Annotated in this window: 16 protein-coding genes; 4 read left to right on the forward strand and 12 right to left on the reverse strand. The window is 35.7% G+C overall.

The genetic code is table 11. The features are described 5' to 3' along the window. Positions 1-135 (reverse strand): transposase (locus CWB66_RS08610; RefSeq protein WP_138585051.1); only part of this gene is annotated, 135 nt, incomplete at its 3' end. A 307-nt stretch (positions 136-442) separates the two neighbouring features. Between CWB66_RS08610 and CWB66_RS08615 the strand changes: the two genes are divergently transcribed. After that, positions 443-1,504 carry an SMI1/KNR4 family protein gene (locus CWB66_RS08615; RefSeq protein WP_138585053.1) on the forward strand — a complete coding sequence of 354 codons (1,062 nt, stop codon included), beginning with the start codon at positions 443-445 and terminating at the stop codon, positions 1,502-1,504. Positions 1,505-1,898: 394 nt separating this feature from the next. Here CWB66_RS08615 and CWB66_RS08620 read toward each other — a convergent pair whose 3' ends face one another. The 3 genes from CWB66_RS08620 to CWB66_RS08630 are packed head-to-tail and all read right to left on the reverse strand — an operon-like array spanning position 1,899 to position 6,439. After that, positions 1,899-2,642, reverse strand: a complete 744-nt coding sequence (locus tag CWB66_RS08620) for a DUF1266 domain-containing protein (RefSeq protein WP_171037476.1) — start codon at positions 2,640-2,642, stop codon at positions 1,899-1,901. Then, the gene (locus tag CWB66_RS08625; protein ID WP_138585056.1) at positions 2,635-4,734 is read right to left on the reverse strand and encodes a tetratricopeptide repeat protein; all 2,100 of its coding nucleotides are present in this window, start codon (positions 4,732-4,734) and stop codon (positions 2,635-2,637) included. The genes CWB66_RS08620 and CWB66_RS08625 overlap by 8 nt, the downstream gene beginning before the upstream one ends. 43 nt (positions 4,735-4,777) lie before the next feature. After that, positions 4,778-6,439 carry an Hsp70 family protein gene (locus CWB66_RS08630; RefSeq protein WP_138585058.1) on the reverse strand — a complete coding sequence of 554 codons (1,662 nt, stop codon included), beginning with the start codon at positions 6,437-6,439 and terminating at the stop codon, positions 4,778-4,780. A gap of 412 nt (positions 6,440-6,851) precedes the next feature. On the opposite strand from CWB66_RS08630, the gene CWB66_RS08635 reads away from it, so the two are divergent. Then, a complete protein-coding gene (locus CWB66_RS08635; RefSeq protein ID WP_138585059.1) occupies positions 6,852-7,862 on the forward strand; it encodes an SMI1/KNR4 family protein in 1,011 nt (336 codons plus the stop codon). A gap of 34 nt (positions 7,863-7,896) precedes the next feature. On the opposite strand, the gene CWB66_RS08640 is transcribed toward CWB66_RS08635, so the two are convergent. Together CWB66_RS08640 and CWB66_RS08645 are read right to left on the reverse strand one after the other, a co-directional pair. Next, positions 7,897-8,925, reverse strand: coding sequence for a DNA-processing protein DprA (locus CWB66_RS08640; RefSeq protein WP_212747814.1), 1,029 nt, complete (start codon positions 8,923-8,925; stop codon positions 7,897-7,899). 130 nt (positions 8,926-9,055) lie between these two features. Continuing rightward, positions 9,056-9,454, reverse strand: coding sequence for a hypothetical protein (locus CWB66_RS08645; protein ID WP_138585062.1), 399 nt, complete (start codon positions 9,452-9,454; stop codon positions 9,056-9,058). A 266-nt stretch (positions 9,455-9,720) separates the two neighbouring features. Between CWB66_RS08645 and CWB66_RS08650 the strand changes: the two genes are divergently transcribed. Together CWB66_RS08650 and CWB66_RS08655 are read left to right on the forward strand one after the other, a co-directional pair. Then, positions 9,721-10,386: a hypothetical protein gene (locus tag CWB66_RS08650; RefSeq protein WP_171037477.1), complete on the forward strand. Its 666-nt coding sequence runs from the start codon at positions 9,721-9,723 to the stop codon at positions 10,384-10,386. A gap of 1 nt (position 10,387) precedes the next feature. Beyond that, complete coding sequence (locus tag CWB66_RS08655; RefSeq protein WP_138585064.1) at positions 10,388-10,852, forward strand: hypothetical protein; 465 nt, start codon at positions 10,388-10,390, stop codon at positions 10,850-10,852. Between the two features lie 209 nt (positions 10,853-11,061). Here the strand turns inward: CWB66_RS08655 and CWB66_RS08660 are convergent, their stop codons facing one another. The 6 genes from CWB66_RS08660 to CWB66_RS08685 all read right to left on the reverse strand — a co-directional run bounded on the left by CWB66_RS08660 (position 11,062) and on the right by CWB66_RS08685 (position 17,607). Next, a complete protein-coding gene (locus CWB66_RS08660) occupies positions 11,062-12,597 on the reverse strand; it encodes a hypothetical protein (protein ID WP_138585065.1) in 1,536 nt (511 codons plus the stop codon). A 250-nt stretch (positions 12,598-12,847) separates the two neighbouring features. Next, positions 12,848-13,180 carry a DUF1266 domain-containing protein gene (locus CWB66_RS08665; protein ID WP_138585066.1) on the reverse strand — a complete coding sequence of 111 codons (333 nt, stop codon included), beginning with the start codon at positions 13,178-13,180 and terminating at the stop codon, positions 12,848-12,850. Between the two features lie 15 nt (positions 13,181-13,195). Then, positions 13,196-13,669 carry an immunity protein YezG family protein gene (locus CWB66_RS08670; RefSeq protein WP_138585067.1) on the reverse strand — a complete coding sequence of 158 codons (474 nt, stop codon included), beginning with the start codon at positions 13,667-13,669 and terminating at the stop codon, positions 13,196-13,198. Positions 13,670-13,751: 82 nt separating this feature from the next. After that, positions 13,752-14,831 (reverse strand): hypothetical protein, encoded by a 1,080-nt coding sequence (locus CWB66_RS08675; protein ID WP_138585068.1) that lies wholly within the window; start codon positions 14,829-14,831, stop codon positions 13,752-13,754. A 23-nt stretch (positions 14,832-14,854) separates the two neighbouring features. Next, the gene (locus CWB66_RS08680) at positions 14,855-16,708 is read right to left on the reverse strand and encodes an HSP90 family protein (RefSeq protein ID WP_171037478.1); all 1,854 of its coding nucleotides are present in this window, start codon (positions 16,706-16,708) and stop codon (positions 14,855-14,857) included. A 320-nt stretch (positions 16,709-17,028) separates the two neighbouring features. Further along, positions 17,029-17,607, reverse strand: coding sequence for a hypothetical protein (locus CWB66_RS08685; RefSeq protein ID WP_138585070.1), 579 nt, complete (start codon positions 17,605-17,607; stop codon positions 17,029-17,031). Positions 17,608-17,664: the final 57 nt, after the last annotated feature.

Here is a 17,664-nt window from a genome sequence, read left to right on the forward strand (position 1 = left end):
CCATATACTGAAGGATGAATTACCAACACCAATCGCTTTGGCTGCATCTTCTTGCGTATAACCTTGGTCAACGACAAGCTGAGCCGTTTCTAATTTAATTGCTGCAGAATATGTTGCACGTTTTAATTTCGTCATTTTTTCACCCAAATTTGTATGCTGATTAGCATAACATTTCTTTCTTAATGGGTGGCCACAATCACTGTAACACTACACATCAAGTTAAATTTTGTGGCGCTACATTCCTTCTTTTTCTGGATTTAAATTTACTTCATTTCAGACTATTTGTACCTATTTTTACCTGTTATTTTAGAGTATATTGAAATGCCTAATTAATCTTACGAGTTCTTTTTTGGCCCTAGCGTTTGTGGTGCGTACTTTTTGACCTATAAAATACATGTGGGCCATCAGGTATTAAATTTATCATAACAAGGATGTACTATAGATGCAGTATATGAACCCCTACCCTGTCAAGTGTGAATTTTGTCAACACTTAGCTTATTATCCGTTAACCCCGCTTAAGGCTGAAAAAGCAGCGTGTACAGCTTGCAAAAAAGTTTTACGCCAGACACCTCGTGATCTTCGTAGATCCAGCCGTAAACATGGAATTGAAATTTGGCCTACAGCTCTTATATTTGAAGTTATGCTGCAGTTCGATATTGACTATGATTTGGTTAGCGACGATGAGCTTAATGAGGAAACAACCCTATCAACATTTATTGAACTAATGCAAAGAGCTGATCCAAGTATTTCCGCGCGTGACCTACTTACTTTTGATATGTTAGACACTGCTCGCTCTACCTGTGATGAAGAACAATTACTAACGCTAAAGCTGAAGGAGCTGTCTTTACTGTCTCATCCTAAAGAGCCGTTACCAGACAACAATTCTCTTGCAGATCCAAATGTCAAAGGCATTGAGAAAAGTGAACTGCAAACGATGTATAAACAGCGTCGAAAAGCACGACAAACCCAAGAAAAACTTACCCCGCGTCCTTCAGCTGAAGAATCCACCGTTGAAGTTAAGGCCCCTAATGCTAATAAATACTCTAACTTTTGGCAAAAACAAAGCGAAGAAAACCACGCGGATATAGATAAGCCATTAACCAATGACGAAATTCAAAATACTTTGAATAATTTGGGCTATACGCTACCCACACTCTATATACAGTTAATGAAAATACAAAATGGTGGCTATCCACAAAACACTCTGATTCAACTCGATGAAGAAAAACGAACAAACTATAGTATCAGCGAGTTTATCAAGCTAGGCTCTATAGCTGGAGAAAGTGAATATATGAGAAACGAATGGGGTTATCCTTATATCGGGCTATATATTTGTAACTGCCCTTCTGCAGGACACCAGCTGGTTGCCTTAGATTACACAGAGTGCGGCCCTATGGGTGAGCCCACAGTGGTACATGTTGATCAAGAAAATGACTTTAAAATAACCATACTTGCTACAAATTTTGAGCTGTTTATTAGTAAACTACAATATGATGAAGATTAACCTCATGAAATGTGTCATTGCTTTAGAAGACTCTGTAACACTTTTTATATAACTAGCTTTTTAAATACAGCATGATCATTTTTTAAATATATTCTTAACTGCTCAAGCTTTTTAGGCTGAGACACTATCAGCTCGCGGTGTGTGGTTTGGTACAGTTTATATTATGGAATTTACCTTTTGAGTTAATCTAGAACAAGCAAATTTAATGCAATTCGCGCTACTTTAGCGCTCTCTACATTGCTCAGCATTAATTAACTCAATAAGTAATTGACTATAAGATCTAGGGCTTTAACGTATAAAGTCAAGATTTTATCACTTTGGTTTTGTTACTAGTACGGGTTGACATGTTGTAATAAAAGCCACACGTTAAGTGGCTTTTATTACTATGCTAGCGCTACAAGTCTATTGTCCAGTCTAGTTGGCACCATGGGTGTTCATCATCAGCTAAAATTGACATTAACTCTTCAATATCACGTTTGATTTCTAGTTTTACTTCAAAGGATCTAGGATAACGATCGGAGAAATCCTCCTCTTTAGTTAATTTAACGCCCACCCAAGTTAAGCGCCCTACTATGTGACTCATGGCAAACTCTTGCCAATCAGTAAATAATTGTTGTGCAATTTTACCCAGCACTAGCAAATAATACCAAGTTTCTTGTTCTGTAATTAAACCCGTAGTATATGCACACCGGCATAGAAAGGCAGAACGACCCACATCAAAACCTTTAATCCCACAGTCAGATAATGAAACATTATGTTTTTCAGCCCATTCACTAACCATATATTCATTACTGTTTTTATCGTTGTTTCGATTTAAAAAAAAGTGTTCAATATATAAATCATGACGAACACTTTGAATCAAACTGTTCACAAACTGATCACTTCGGGCTGTATCCGTAAAAACATTCAACGTTTCAACTAAGTCAGCTTTGCTATGTATATCATAACTATTTTTTAATACCTTTACATTACCGTTGATAATGGCTTGTAATGGGTATGTCTCGCTTTTATCTAATAAACAATCTAGAGAATAGCCATTTTGCATCGATAAGTAGCCAGATAAACTGATTAACCATTGCTTTTGCTCATCAGTTAACGATTGGCTTTGCAGCATTAAGTCTTCTTGTTTATTATGCATCAACTTTCTCCTTTGTCTCTTGCAATTGCTGGCATAAGGTCGTGCGCTGCGGTGCATAAGGTAGCCCTTGTTCGATAAGCTCTTCACAGCACTTAATAGCTGAATTTAAAGAATGAACGGCGTATGGGTGAGTGTTATATTCGTGTGCTGCTTGTTGAAATGCAGCTAAAGCAGTATCGTATTGATTTAACTCTAAAAGTGCACATCCTTTAAAATAATATGCTTGTGGCGCTGCACGTAAACCTTTAATCGCTATATCAGCTAACATAATGCAGGTGTCAAAGTCTTGTTGGCCAAATGCGGCCTCTAAAAACCTTAAACAATCACGTGGGTTGTAAAGCATAAATTGTTTATTTACTTTTACATAATGTAGTGCACACAACTGAAAATCATCAACAACACTTGTATCCGTATAAGCGATCAATTCGGGATCACGAACATTTAGTATCGCCAGTGCAAAAATTTGCAGTGATTCAGTATGCCATACAGATTCTAATGAGCGTCTAACTGAATCTTGCTCACTGGTAAGCTCAAGTATTGCCATTTCTTGCTCTGTATAACAACGCGGTTTTGTTGAACCAGGGAAGAAATCAATTTTATAAAAATCGCTAGGAATAGCGATATTCTTTTGTAATGTATAGGCGAATAATTCAAACGTAATTAAATCGTAGCAATACCTTGATAAATCAACAATTAAGGGCCACAACCACAGCTGACGTTCATCATATAAATCAATAAATAACAAGAACTCAGAGTAGGCTTCTTCAAAACGGCTTAATTTACATAAGCAAAGAGCTTGCAAGTAGTTGGCATGCACTATAAAAATATTCTTATATTGCTCAGTGATGGAGAGTGCATCATGATAACGACCATTTTCATATAATAAGGTCGCAATTTTTATAGCGTTTTTAGCTTCATCAGCTCTCAACTCTCGAATATATCCGCGTCTTGCTGTAATTAATGCAACCTCACGTCCCATATCGGCAACAGCGTATGTTTCTGCGTCTAAATAAAGATAGGCTTTTTCAAAGTTATTGAGCTTTAAGTAACATAAACCAATGCTTTTAAACATCACCTTGGTGCAGAAATCACGACAATTATGCTCCTGCTGTATATACAGCTTAAGTGCAAGCTCATAATTTTTTAATTTATACTCCGCATGTGCTTGGTAATCTAAAAGGTCCTTTTCGGTATCTGGAATTGCTAAAGGTGTGAGAATACGTTTAATGGCGCTATAGGCATTAAGCGTCCATAAATACTTAACTATATAATCATAAAGGGGAAAGTCAGTTTTAAACTCAGGTTCAATTTGTTCGGCAATATTTTCTAAATCTTCTGAAGTCAATGTACCGTATAAACATCTATCTTCAATATAGTTACGTATTTCAAGATGGCGTTGAAGATTTTTAAAATCAACATGTTCTGAAATACCTACCACTAAGCCGTCATTTATTCTTTTTGGTAATGTTTTTATGTAACGCGATAGAGCAATCGCAATTTGACGCGTAGTATCATCGCCACTGATAGATAAGCCACCAGAAATACTTAGACTGTCATCTAAAAATGTCCATATATTTTCAGATAAAAAGTGGTGATTAGAAAAAAAGTCGAGTAAGTTCGCAGTCAACGCATTACTTTGATTAACATCCCAAAATATCGGGGCCGCGAACAACATTTTCCATTGTTCTAAACTGTATCTAACTGAAATATCACTATAAAGCTGTGTTAAAGCAAGGTTGAGTTGGGATATTGTTTTAATAGTTGAAAATTCAACGGGTTCGTCATCATCAGTATAGTGATTTGAGCTAGGTGCTGGCTCAGAAAAAACTTCATCCTGCCTATCTTCAATATTAGTATCTAGTTGCGGCTGAAACTCTTTAAGTGGTGCATCGTGCCAACTAGCTGAATTATCATTTGCATCATCATCACTTTTTGAGATTTCTTCCAGTGCCTGATCATACGCTTTACGTAACGCTTTAAACTCTTCAGGAAATTCGGCTGGCGGAGTTTGTTTTAGTAACTGTGTATATGCTAATTTTACAGCGCGTTTATCTTTAGTTGGTTCAATACCTAATAGTATCCAATGGTACATTTAGTTTACTCTTATGTTGTGGGCACAAATAATAGAGTGCATGTTAATAAGAAATATTCAAAAACATTTTTATACGCTCTTTGGCAGCGTCAATTTTATGATTGTCATGGGTTTCTAACGCGCGCTCAAAAAGCCCAATTGTTTCACCAACCTTCCTGCGTTTATCACCTAGGCTCTCTTGAAACATGCGATCGAGCTTTGCTTTAAAAGCGGTATTGGCAAGTTTGTTTTTTGGCAATATTTTTAAAGCTTGAAGTCTTGAAAATTGCTCTTGCAATTGATTTTGGTCAAGCTCTTTCACGTTCTCACCAACATAAGTACGATAGGTTTTTTCAGAATCCTTGTTTTTAACTTCCACTTCAATCACACCATTGAGGTCATAAGTGTAAGTTATATAAAAAGACTGAATTTTGTTCAAAGGTTCAAGTGTAATGTCTAATGCACCCATTAATACATTATCTTTAGGTAGGTAATTTTCACCTTGATAAATGTTAATCAAAACACTTTCTTGACTTGGATGTCTGGAAAATAAAGAGCGCGTTTCACTGACTGGGATCGTAGAGTTACGCTCTATAATTGGTAAAAACTCAGGTTGGTTATGCTCGTTAGATATCTCAACGCCCAGTGTAAATGGGCAAACATCAGTCATTATTACATCTTTGAGCTGAATATTACGCTCGTTCATACTTGCTTGAATGGCAGCCCCAATAGCAATAGCATGATCTGGGTTGTATTGGATTTGTGTAATACGCGAAAATACATGATTAATTTGTTGGCGAAAAATAGGCATGCGAGTCGCACCGCCGACAAAGATAAGGCCCGCAATATCATCCGTCGATAATTTTGCATCAGACATCGCTCTATGAATAGGAAACTTAATGCGTTCAATTAAATCATGACAAATATGGCCGAAATCGTCTTCACTCAGGGTATAAGTTAAAACATCGCCTTTGTATTCAAAATCAAAACTAGCAGAATCGTCGATGGTTAGCTGACATTTTAATTGATCACATAAAGACCATATATTTCTTCGCTCACTTTTGGTTAGATGGTACGGTTGGATATCATTTTTGCCAAATACATCGTCGACAATAGCTTGGGTAAAGTCATTACCTCCGAGGTAATTATCGCCTCCAGAGGCGTGAATCTCAAAAATGTCATTAAACACTTCAATAACTGACACATCAAATGTTCCACCACCGAGATCAAGCACTAAATAAGTGTTATCTGAATCTTTATTATCTAATCCATATGCAAGGGCTGCGGCGGTTGGCTCGTTAATTAAGCGCTCAACCGTTAAACCAGCAAGTGAAGCCGCCTGCTGTGTAGCTTGCCGTTGTTTATTATTAAAGTAGGCTGGTACTGAAATAACAGCTTCAGTAATAGGTTGTTGTAAATATGCTTGGGCTTGCTCTTTAAGGTGCTTAAGTAAAATAGCCGACAGCTCTATTGGGGTATAAGATTGTTCTTCTAATTGATAGACTTTATCTGTGCCCATAAAACGTTTAAATTCAGACACCGTCAACTCAGGGTGAGTCGCTAAACGATCCCGAGCAGCTTGACCTACCAATACATAGTCATCTGAAAAACTCACAATAGAAGGCACTAGAACATTGCCCTCAGAGTCAGCGATAAGTTTAACACCACTATCTTGCCATACAGCAACAACACTGTGTGTCGTTCCCAGATCAATCCCTATCTTCATATTACTCCCCCGTTCATCGGAACATTCTTAAATCGTTTTATATATATTAAAACCACTATTTAAAAAATCACTTATTATACTAACATTGATTGTTATATGTAAAATCCATCAAAATAAGAAAGTGCAATAAAAAAGCCTATTTTTTCACTGCGTGTAATTCAGGCCAAAAAGATGTTCACTATAAAATTTAACCCCTATTAAACAAGGAGATAAAAACAAAACTATAACATATAAAATGATTAATCTAAGAAATTAAAGATAACAAGAGATCCATTAACTAATTAAAACGAGCTTAAACATATTCAAATATTAACATTAATTAATTGTAAATTTTAAGCTTGTTAAAATTAATACTGAGTTAATCTTGCCGTGATATACTAAGTTTATTTTTTACTTTATTAATAAGATCCTCATGCAAAATATCTGTGCGTATAACGATACTTTAAAAACCAAAAAATGGCATGACTTTCATTTTCCAGCAATAGAAATCACCAATTTGCCGTCTTTTTCACAAGATGAAAGCTACATCTTTAGTGACTTACTTCATCAAGCAGTAAAAGATCGAACAGGCCAAGATGTTCTCAAGCTTTTCTTAATAACACCTGATACTCAATCGAGCGATCACTTTTATATGCTTGCCTACTTACAAGATGAGACTATTTTTACCGCCGAAGTGATCAACACCCCGCTATTTTCACAATGGTTAACAACAATTGATAGAGAAAGAAGAAAAGGCGTAGAACCTAAATCTAAGCTGTATGATCTTGCCAGTAATAGTCTATCTAGTCGCCCAATATCAAGAGCATTTGCTGAGCAAATATTCACCCATACTGGTGAGTTTATTGATGAAAATATTCCTAATGCATTTAAAGCAGAAGAATTAGCGCAACAAAAAATAGATTACATCACCCCATTTATTAACTTTGATTCCCATGAAGACTTTTCTTTAGTAAAACAAAATTTAACTCAATTAGTTGAGTCTGAGGGATTAAAAATAATAGAGCCCATTGATAACGAAGCGATTTATCAACAATTTAAAACGCAAGCTGGTTTTGAGTTTCCCACTATTTTAAAAGACTTTTTAACACTGCATAATGGCATTGAAAAAACAGGTTTTATGAATGCACAGACCATACTAAAAGAATGGAGTGACTGGCAAACACCATATCAAAAATGGACGCAAGAGGACTTGCTCGATACTTACAGCAGTAACGATGGCACAGTACTGCCTTTATATTGCACCCCCTATTGGATCCCCTTTTTCGACCAAGGTTGTGGTAATTTTTATGCCATAGATCTTGCACCAAACAGTAAAGGAAAACCTGGGCAGGTAATTAGTTTTGGCGCAGACCAAGAAAGCGGCTATCTACAAGCGCATAGCTTAGCAGAACTCATTGCTGGTTTTATGCATAACGAAGATTAACAGCAACTTTTAACGACGTATCTTGGCCCATCGTTTAGTTGTAATGATGGGCTTTTTTATAAACTAAAACCTTTTGCGTTGAAATAAAATCGTCTTGAAAGCTTAAGCTTTGTTGAACGACTTTACCGTTTGCTTGCATGTCGTCTTGAATATACTTTAACAGTCCATTCACGCAGATTGGCATTTCCCACGCGCTGGCACCGCGCTCCATTTCAGAGAACTTTAATTCAGGCCTTAAATTGGCTGTTCCAGGTAAGAACACATTAGCAATTTTTTTATTGTACTTATGTGCAAATGCGACAGTGTGAGCACTGCCACTTTTAATTTCCCACTCGATAGGTAGCAGCGTATTACAAAGCGCAGCCTGTATTCGATTTCGTCTAACAAAGTTTTCGGCACTGTATAATTGTTCAGGCAGGTATTCTGTTACTACTGTGCCACCACGATTTAATATTTGCGCTTTAAGTGTGTTAGAGCCTTTAGGAAACTCAACGTATATACCATTACCAAGAACCGCAACGGTGGGAATGTTATATTTTATCGATTCTGTATGTGCTATTTGATCAATACCCAAAGCTAAGCCACTGACTGTAACAAGCCCTTTATTTGCCAATGCTGCGATGACTGTTTTGGCTAAAATTACACCATCTGTTGATGGCTTACGAGTACCTATCACTGATACGGATTTTTTATGTAAGTTTTCAATTGGACCCTGAACAAAAATCCAATGAGGTGCATCATCAATTTTCTTCAACTCTTGAGGAAAAAGCTCCTGCTCTCGGAACAAAAGTCTTACATTATCAGCATGAAGAGAACGTGCGCGCGCTAAGCCAATTGACCAAAGTTGTTGTTGATATGCTTGCCATTCAATATCATCAGGTAATGACACATTCAGGTGTTTAGAAATTTCATCAGCATTACTCGCTTTAAGTAAATTTTTAAAGCCTAAGCCGGACTCTGCTATTTTGTGTAATACCCAATACCCAACGCCGCTTAATGAAGTCAACGCGAGAAAAGCCACAGTTTCATTGCGCCAATAGTCTTTTTGCTGTTCTTTACTCAACGCCAAATTCCATACAACTGTTTAATTTAAAACGCGCTGATTTTTACAGTATTATCAATCAAAGGCAAGGTAAACCAACTGCCTCGGTTGGCACACCTAAAATGCCAAAGCGCTTGTTAAAAACGCAAACTTACTCGTTTAATAACTCATTAAGCGTTGTTATGTTTTTATCTTGCGATTCATAAACAGTATCAAATGGCTCACTTGACCAATCGCCGTGTTTACTTTGCCATGCAAACCAAGCAGATGAAATAAACTCAAACTCTTGCATTTCCTCCACCTCTTCACCGGCTAAAAAGTTAATTAACTGCGCTAACGTACAGTGCCCACTATCAACCAACGTTAACACCTCTGTTCCCATTAGCTCAGTGTCGTCATCAAGTAAAATGATAACAACCGATTCTACAATCAGTTCATACTCCTTATATTCCATTATTGGTGTAACGTATGACTCATCTTGATGGCCTAATAAAATACTGGCGTAATTATCACTAACTTGACCATTTTTAAAAACTAATTGTTGATTCATTTATTTACCTTAACTGCCATGATCGACTTATCTTATTCTTTAAATTATCAAATTTTTGGGTTTAATTCACGACTTACACAATCAAAAATAAGCTCAACCTTAGAACATGGTATTAAATGATAAATAGAACCAAGCAAAAAGCAGCCTGTTTGCTAAAGGTTTTCGAATAGCTGCCCATTGTGGTTTATTAAAAAATATCATGCTAAATTAGAGAACTCAAAATCAAGGATGATGTATTTCTGCAACACTCAAATCTACCTAAGAATGTGAAGTTTCACATTAAAAATACCTATTTGCCAAATAAGGTAAAATTAAGGACTCAAGGCCAACTCAATATTATTGCAATTAGGGCCATACTAACTTTCATCGTTCCATTTTGTGGTGTGGTTGGCTATTTTACTGAGTCAATATTTTATGGTATTTGCTTTGCTCCTTTATTTTTATCACTCGTTTTTGCTTACTCAAGAAGCCATTATTTAGTCCTTGATATTGAAACAGGTAAAGCGTACAAAGAAAAATTATTTCTAGCTAAAGCCACATCAAAAAAGATTTTAAAAAATTTAAACGATGTTGAAGTTTTAGTGCAACAAATTCCAGGCCTTGCAGATAAGTATCAAATAGCGCTGTGTCATGAACGCTACACAATTGGCACCTACCAAGATACCCAAGCAGCCGCCGCGTTTTTAGCTAATCATTTTGGCTGTATACATACAGAAAAGGTAAATGAGTTTACAGAAAAAACAAACGTCAGCAATAACACGCCCGATTTAGACCAAAATGCACTCGATAATAGACCTGCAAGTACAGTAGATGATCCAGCTCTAAAAAGCGGCAAAGATATAACTTTCTGGGATACCAAATCATTGATAAAAATGATTCTCCTCCCCTTCATCTGTTTTATCATCATCGGACTAATAGCGACTACTTTATAAAATGAAATTTACAAAACTGACAAGTCAACAAGCGCAAATCAAGCCATTTGCCACAAGTGCTGTTAACTTTATTGGCGCATTTATTTTCTTTATAAGCTGTTTATGTATGTTTAGTGTAATGGATGGCGAATTTCCCTTGGTACCTTGGGCTGCTATTTCCACACTTGGCTTTTGTTGTACATTTGCTAATTACAAAATTAAAATTGATAAAGAAACAAAAAACATAATTATACGCGCCAAAAGCATTTACGTTATTAAAGCAGATTCAATTGCATTTGCGGATATACGCGGCATAGTGGTTGACGAAAAATTATTTGGTAAAAGGGATTACCGCCTTTATCTTAAATTAGTTAATGAAGATAGATACATATTAATAAATAAAGGCTACAAAAACAGCTTAGAAAAAGTAGCCAATGAGCTAAGTAGCTTTATAAACAAACCTATCTATAAAACCTATGAATGTTAGGTAATTGCCAAAAACACTGCTGAAAATTCAACCTCGATAGATAAACAGACCCTAGTTAACCACATTTATTTTTTAAAAATCTAGTTTAATCTTTTACTCTCATAGTGTAGGTCGGGATCAAACTTTATATTTGTCTTAATTGATAAAAATCGTAAAAGCCACTTAAGCATAATGCTCAAATGGCATTTACTCAGATAAAGTTTAAGTAACTAATCCAACGGCAGCTCTTGTAGCTTAATTAATAACGCTTGTAATTGGTTTGCAGGTAATGTGAGTTTAGAAAAAATTTCGTCGCGATCAAATCCATACTCTAATTCAATAATCCATTGCTTAAACTTTTCTATATACTGTTCAGGTATTACTGAAATAGGGATAGCTTGCAAAGTCTCAGATCTAATATGTTCAGTAGTGCTGGCAAAATGCTCTTCAAGCCCCGCCATAAAGTATGCCCAGTGCAGTTCTGTAAAGTTAGCCATAAACAATTCATAATCAATGTGATCAGTTGTTACTTCAGTAAAAAAACGTTTAAATGCTTGCTCTGGCTCAACATGAATAGCGTGTGAGAAAAACTCAGTATTGGCGCTGCGTTCGGTCCATAGATTTCGGCTCTCTCTTGCCAATACTAATAATGATTCAACCTTGTCAGGTGCGTGTGTCAGTGAATAGGGAATGAATCCTGAGGCGTATTCACGATCTAAACGAGCCATGAGTGTATTATTTAACGCATGTTCACTGGGAATGTGCTCACAAAGCGTTAATAACGTATTTGCATTTAACTTATCGTTTTTGTTATCGATTAAGCTTGCTTCTGCAATGGCTAGAAACACCTCAGACTGCTTCTCTAGTGCAAAATAATCACGTAAAACCTGTAGATTAGGTTGTATAGGGTAACCTACCAGAAGTGCATCACATGCTGTTGGCAAATCAATCAAACCATGACTTAAACGATAAAAAATAAGATCTTCGCTGGGCATTGAACTAACGTTTAATTCCATTGCAAGTGCAATATATTCTTGTGCCAGTGAGTGATGACTCGCAGCTAGCACTAAAGCCGTGGCAGCATCTCTCCAAAACGGCATAATGCCTTTCACATTAAACAAGCTCTTTAATTTTTCAACAGTTTGATTAATGTATTCAAGCGGGAATTCATGCTTTAGCATATACTTTAAAATATGCAAAAGACTCATCGCTTCATCTCGACCATCCGCCACATAACTCGTTAGCTGAATATCTTCGTTAAACCAGTTGAATATATTACTATGATTAATGACACTTGATTGCGCCTTTAAATCTAATAATGCTATTTTGGCATTGGTTCGATATTCAGGATCATCATTATCCATTTCATCAAGCAGTGTTTCTGCAATATCATAATCGCTGATATAGTTAATAAGATCTAATAATAAATACCTTGAAAAGAAGTGACGAGGTATTAACGCCTGAATGATCCCCGCGCCCCATTTATCAATGATCTTATATAACCATTGAGTATTGAATTCATACTTATTCTTATTTGATAAATGCTCATAACAGCTTACAACAAGTACATCTTTAATTTTTTCATTCAACGTGAACTTATTATTAGTTTCATCATTAAAAGCTAATAAAAACAACAGACTGGTTATCACTTCATTACTTTCGAATTCAGTAAACATGAGATCAGCTGCGCTTACTGAAGTGGTATCTAAATTAATAATGGCTGCTAATGCTGACTTTTTTGAATTACCTGTTAATTCTGTATTCAAGGTTATCTCCTGAGTGTTTATCTTTTAGCTTTAATGTTGGTGCTGGTGAGTTTTAAGGAAACTAGACAGTCTGTTTTTTATCGATCTAACCACTTACAAAGAGTAGGCCTAAATATACCGCATTTACGGCACACAATACCTACACTTTTAGTTTCTTCGCAAAGTTTAATCCATTTAAAGTGCTGTCTAATTTTATTGTTCATGAGGCCGTATAATATTAAAACGATCTCTATGAATCATGCACTTTAGACTACAAGTCTATTTGCCAATCTAGCTGGCACCATGGGTGTTCATCGTCAGCTAAAATTGATGTCAATTCTTCGAAATCTAATTGAATCTTTTGCTTTATATCAAAACCATTAGGGTAACGTTTAGTGTCCGCCGGTTCAGCTAAGTTAATACCAACCCAAGTTAAACGACCAACAAGGTGACTCATGCCAAATTCTTGCCAATCAATAAATAATTGTTGTGCAATTTTGCCCAGCACTAGTAAATAATACCAAGCCTCTTGTTCTGTGATTAAACCAATAGTAAACGCACACCGACATAAAAACGCAGAACGCCCTATATCAAAGCCTTTAATTTTACAGCTTGATAATTATAGTGTTTTAGCCCAATACTTAGGGTAACTTCCAGGTAAACCGTCCCAAGACTTAATTTTATTAATAACGTCTATCTCAAGATCTTCATATTCTTGACTATCAATATCGAGCGATTTGTACAAAGCAAAGTCTTTGTCGTATTTAAAATCAACTGAAAAATCACCTTGCGAAGTTATTTCAACACGCGCTTTGTTCCAAGGGACATCATTTTCATTTTTTTGCATAAGGTGATAAAGCGCATAGAAGGCATCAGAGACTTTTGATTCATAAGCAAGCCCATTTCGTTTATTGACGCTAAAGTATTTATAATTTGTGGAATCATTTTTATCTAAATATTTCTGATGCATTGTTACTGAAACGTTAACTTTATCCATTAATAACGTTAATATGGCTGTATCCCATTCATCAGGCAGAGCATTAAACATTGCTTGTCCTATGTGATTGTATATATCCTCAATTGTATCGAACATCCCACATCCTTAATTAGCTGCTGACTGGCTTTATAAACCAACCAACTGGCCAGCTGCATATGCTGGCCTTTTAGTCATAGAGTTATAATTTAATCATTTCTAATTTATGTGTAATTTGAGATTGATAAAAATCATTCCCATTTCGTTCATCAAAAGCCTGGGCAATCTGCGAAGCCTTATTATAAAAGTAATCGAATAGTGTTTTGGGATTGTACCTGTCATTTTCATTATATAGTTCAAAGCTTTTAGGCATCGTTAAGAGTATTAATGTTTTACCATTGTTTAGTATTGATTTTAATAACATAGAAATACCTAAGTAATATTGGTAGTGACCTCGCTGATCTATATTTTTAGAAAGCCAATCATAATGGTTTTGTATTCTGTCTGTGCCGGTTTCAATTAAATTATGAATAGCACAATACTGTATTTGTAAGCCAACCTGATGTAAAAAGTTTGGATTGTCACGAATAAGTTGATAGCCAGAAGTAAGTAGCATTTGCCCTAAGTCATCTTTACCCAGCTGGCTTGCGGTAATAAGTAATTCTGGCAAGGTTAAATGAGGTACTTCGGCACAGCTTTGGTTACCCTGAATTAAAGGTAATGCGTTATTTAATGCCTCAGAATACCTACTTAACGCGGTAAGTAGCACGACCATAAAATGGACTTCACATGCTGCACAATCTGCAAAACGGTCATTTTCTAAACCTTGACTAATTTGCAGTTGCTCAAGGCTCTTATCTAGTTCACCCATGCTTAAATAAAGTTGGGCTTGCATGTAATGTACTGGCTTTAAGCTAAAACCTGCTTGAGCGTAATGTTGCTTCATATTATCTATTAACTGCTCTAACTTAGCCCGGCTTATAGAATGAAAACCAATAGCACAATCTATTACATATTTATATTTCCACAGCATATTGGTCAAAGGAAATTGCTCTGGGTATTTTTCGCATTGCGCAATACACCAACCAAAATTAACGAGTGCTTTTTCAGGCTGCCCGGCAAATGCAGCATCTTCAATTAAACTAACCCGACTCCGGTATTTTAATTCAATATCGTTACTTTGATCGGCTAATAAAATAGCTTCCTCACCTAACTTTATTTTTACTGGGTCACCATCTTTTAAACGGCTTGCTTTGAGTATTAACTCATTTACAGTGCTCATGTTATTTGTCCTTAAACAATAGCTTAGTGCTGGGTTTTATTATTACTTTGGAAATTTAAACTCGTTGTCATCATAGATATTAAACCGGTGTTTAAAATATCCATTTCATTTTTATTAAGAGGAAAGTGCCCCATTAAAAGTGATTGTACATAAATTATTTTTAAACATTGTTGGAGTTGAGGTAAGTCATTGCAGTGAATTAGTGAAGTAATTAACTCATGGTTTGCATTTAAGCATAATTCAGAAAATACATAGCTTTCTATTGGCTTTGTTACTGTATCAATAATATCAGACCATAGTTCGTCACTGTCAACTTGGTTTATTTTTGCACTTTTAATAAAGTATTGCTTTTCGCAGCTGATATAAAGCGCGGGGACTTGCTCTGGTTTAAATTGCTTTACACTGATGTTTGGGCAAATGTCACTCATTACAGTGTTTGCTTTGTTTATAAACTCAGTTAATAACGCAGGGTTGATATCAGTATCACTAAGCTGACCAACTAAGCTTTGCGGGTCGAGTACCTCAATATGCGTTTTGCTAAGGTGCGCATATAAATTTAATATATCAGTGCAATATGCATAACCGCCGTTTATTAAACACTCTTGTTTTGCACTCGATATTTGAGCAAATTGACGAAAACTATCCACATTTTCAACGTAAGTAATATGCTTATATTTTTCAATATAATTACCTAAAGTCATACTGCCTAAGTTTGTTTCGAATTTAAGAAATGGTGTTATTTTTAAACAAAAATAATGATTATCTAAAACAAGTGACTTTAGCGCCATTTGATGACAACTTACAAAGTGCTCAAATTTTTCGGGTGCATTTTCTGCCATATTTACAAGGTAGGTTATTAGCTGTTCACCAAGCTCCTGCTTGGCTTCAAGTAGTGTAGCATCTTCGTATAGTGCCTCGCGTGAAGCGGTAGGTCTTAAATCATCAGCATTAATAATAGTACGAACAAAAAAGGCCCAGTCCGGCAAAATATTTTGACCGCTTTTTGTTAACCGCATTCCTTTTAAGTGAATTAAGTGCTGCTGTTGATTCTCTGTGGTGGCATGCGAAATAATGTAACCCAAACCTTTTACTTTACCTGCTTTCGTTTCCAAGGTTATGGTGTCAAAAAAAGGACCCCTAAAGTATTTTTCGCCTATTAATATTGCCCTATCTAAAAACTCGTTGTTAGATAGGTTTTCCCATAGCCACGGTGGTTTTGATGCGTTTATTCTAAAGTTAGTTTTTGAAGGTGTATTTAAGGTGATCGGGTAAGGTAAATAACTGGCGTAGTATTGCATCCAATGGGTTAGTGAGCTGTGAGTAAAATAATCTTCACCTTCAGTTTTTGCAGTTAATAAAACACGCGTTCCTATTTCCATTTGCTGGTCAATTTCAATAACTTTATAAGTACCATCAGGGCTCCCCGTCCATTGTAGTACTTTATCTTTTTGCTTAATACTGCGAGTTTGTACACAAATAGTGTTTGAGACCATAAAACAAGCCAACAAACCAATACCAAACCGGCCAATATAGTCATGCTGCTGTTTATCTAATAATTCTTTTTTTGATGACTCACCAATAACCGCCAAAAATTGATGTATTTCTGCCTCAGTCAGTCCCGTGCCATTATCTTCAATAATAAGCTGCGATTGAGATTGAATTGAATTTTTAGGAATTAAAGTTACGCTAATATTGTCTACTAGCTCGCTTTGTGAGTCACTATAATTATGCCTTGCAGAAATAGCATCGGTGCTATTTTGTAATAGCTCACGAATAAAAACATGTGGCCCACTGTATAAGTGCTTAGATAATATATCGATGATCCCTGAAAGGTTTACTAAAAACCTTTGCTCAATATTTTTACTTGAGTCTGTCATATTCATCCTTAAATGTTAGTTTCACTCTGATTTTTACCATAAAGTTTGTCTAAAATTAAGCGGTTATTATAATAATCTTTACTTCAAGACAAAACCTTACCTTTTAAATTTAATATAGTGAGCGTTTTTATAAAAATTTATTAAAAAGACCATTAATGGTTATCTTTATGTTTATTAAAATAATGTAGGGGAAAAGTAGCGGGCTAATAATGTTCTTCAGGAAAAGACTATTATTACTAATGAATAGATTCTATAAATTAACGCTTTTAAGGCTTAAAGTAGCACTTTAAGCCTTTCAATTAGGGACTAAATTTTATTTATTAAATTTCTATTTGTCCAATTGAAACAGAGCCAGTTTGCCAAGTAGTGCGGCACTTCATAGTAAGAATAGCATCACTTTCAAAATTATTATTTAGATCTACTGAATATGAAACAAATTGCTTCGAATTATTAGATTGATTTGATATATCTATCCAATCAAACCCTTTCCCAGTGCCATACCTGAACCATTTACTCTGGCCACCATCGCTAACCTTGCGCATACGAGAGATAAAACAACCACCATTAGGGCTATTCAATCCTTCAGTAATACCATTAATGACAAGTTCAAAATTACCAATAGACTCATTTAATGGAACACTGCAGTTAAAGTAACGATCTGAACGAGAAAACTGAGGATCGAAAAGAAAGTAACCGTTTTCGGTTGAACCAACTTTTTCTAAAGCCTTGGTTTTTAGAGCTTGAATGTCACCTACAGAGGCTATTAGGCTATTCAACGCCTGTGTTTTATAAATTACATCTTCAGAGCAATGTGACGCACCATCAAAAACAGCAGCATTTGATTGAAGTGGTATTGAGCCTAATGTAATTGCTAATGCAATGTATTTAGTTTTTAGCATAATTATATTCTTTTACATTTAAATGTACCCAATAAAGGTAATTGCACTATAAAAGAT

The sequence above is a fragment of the Pseudoalteromonas sp. S558 genome (genome assembly GCF_005886635.1).
Lineage (GTDB): Bacteria > Pseudomonadota > Gammaproteobacteria > Enterobacterales > Alteromonadaceae > Pseudoalteromonas > Pseudoalteromonas aliena.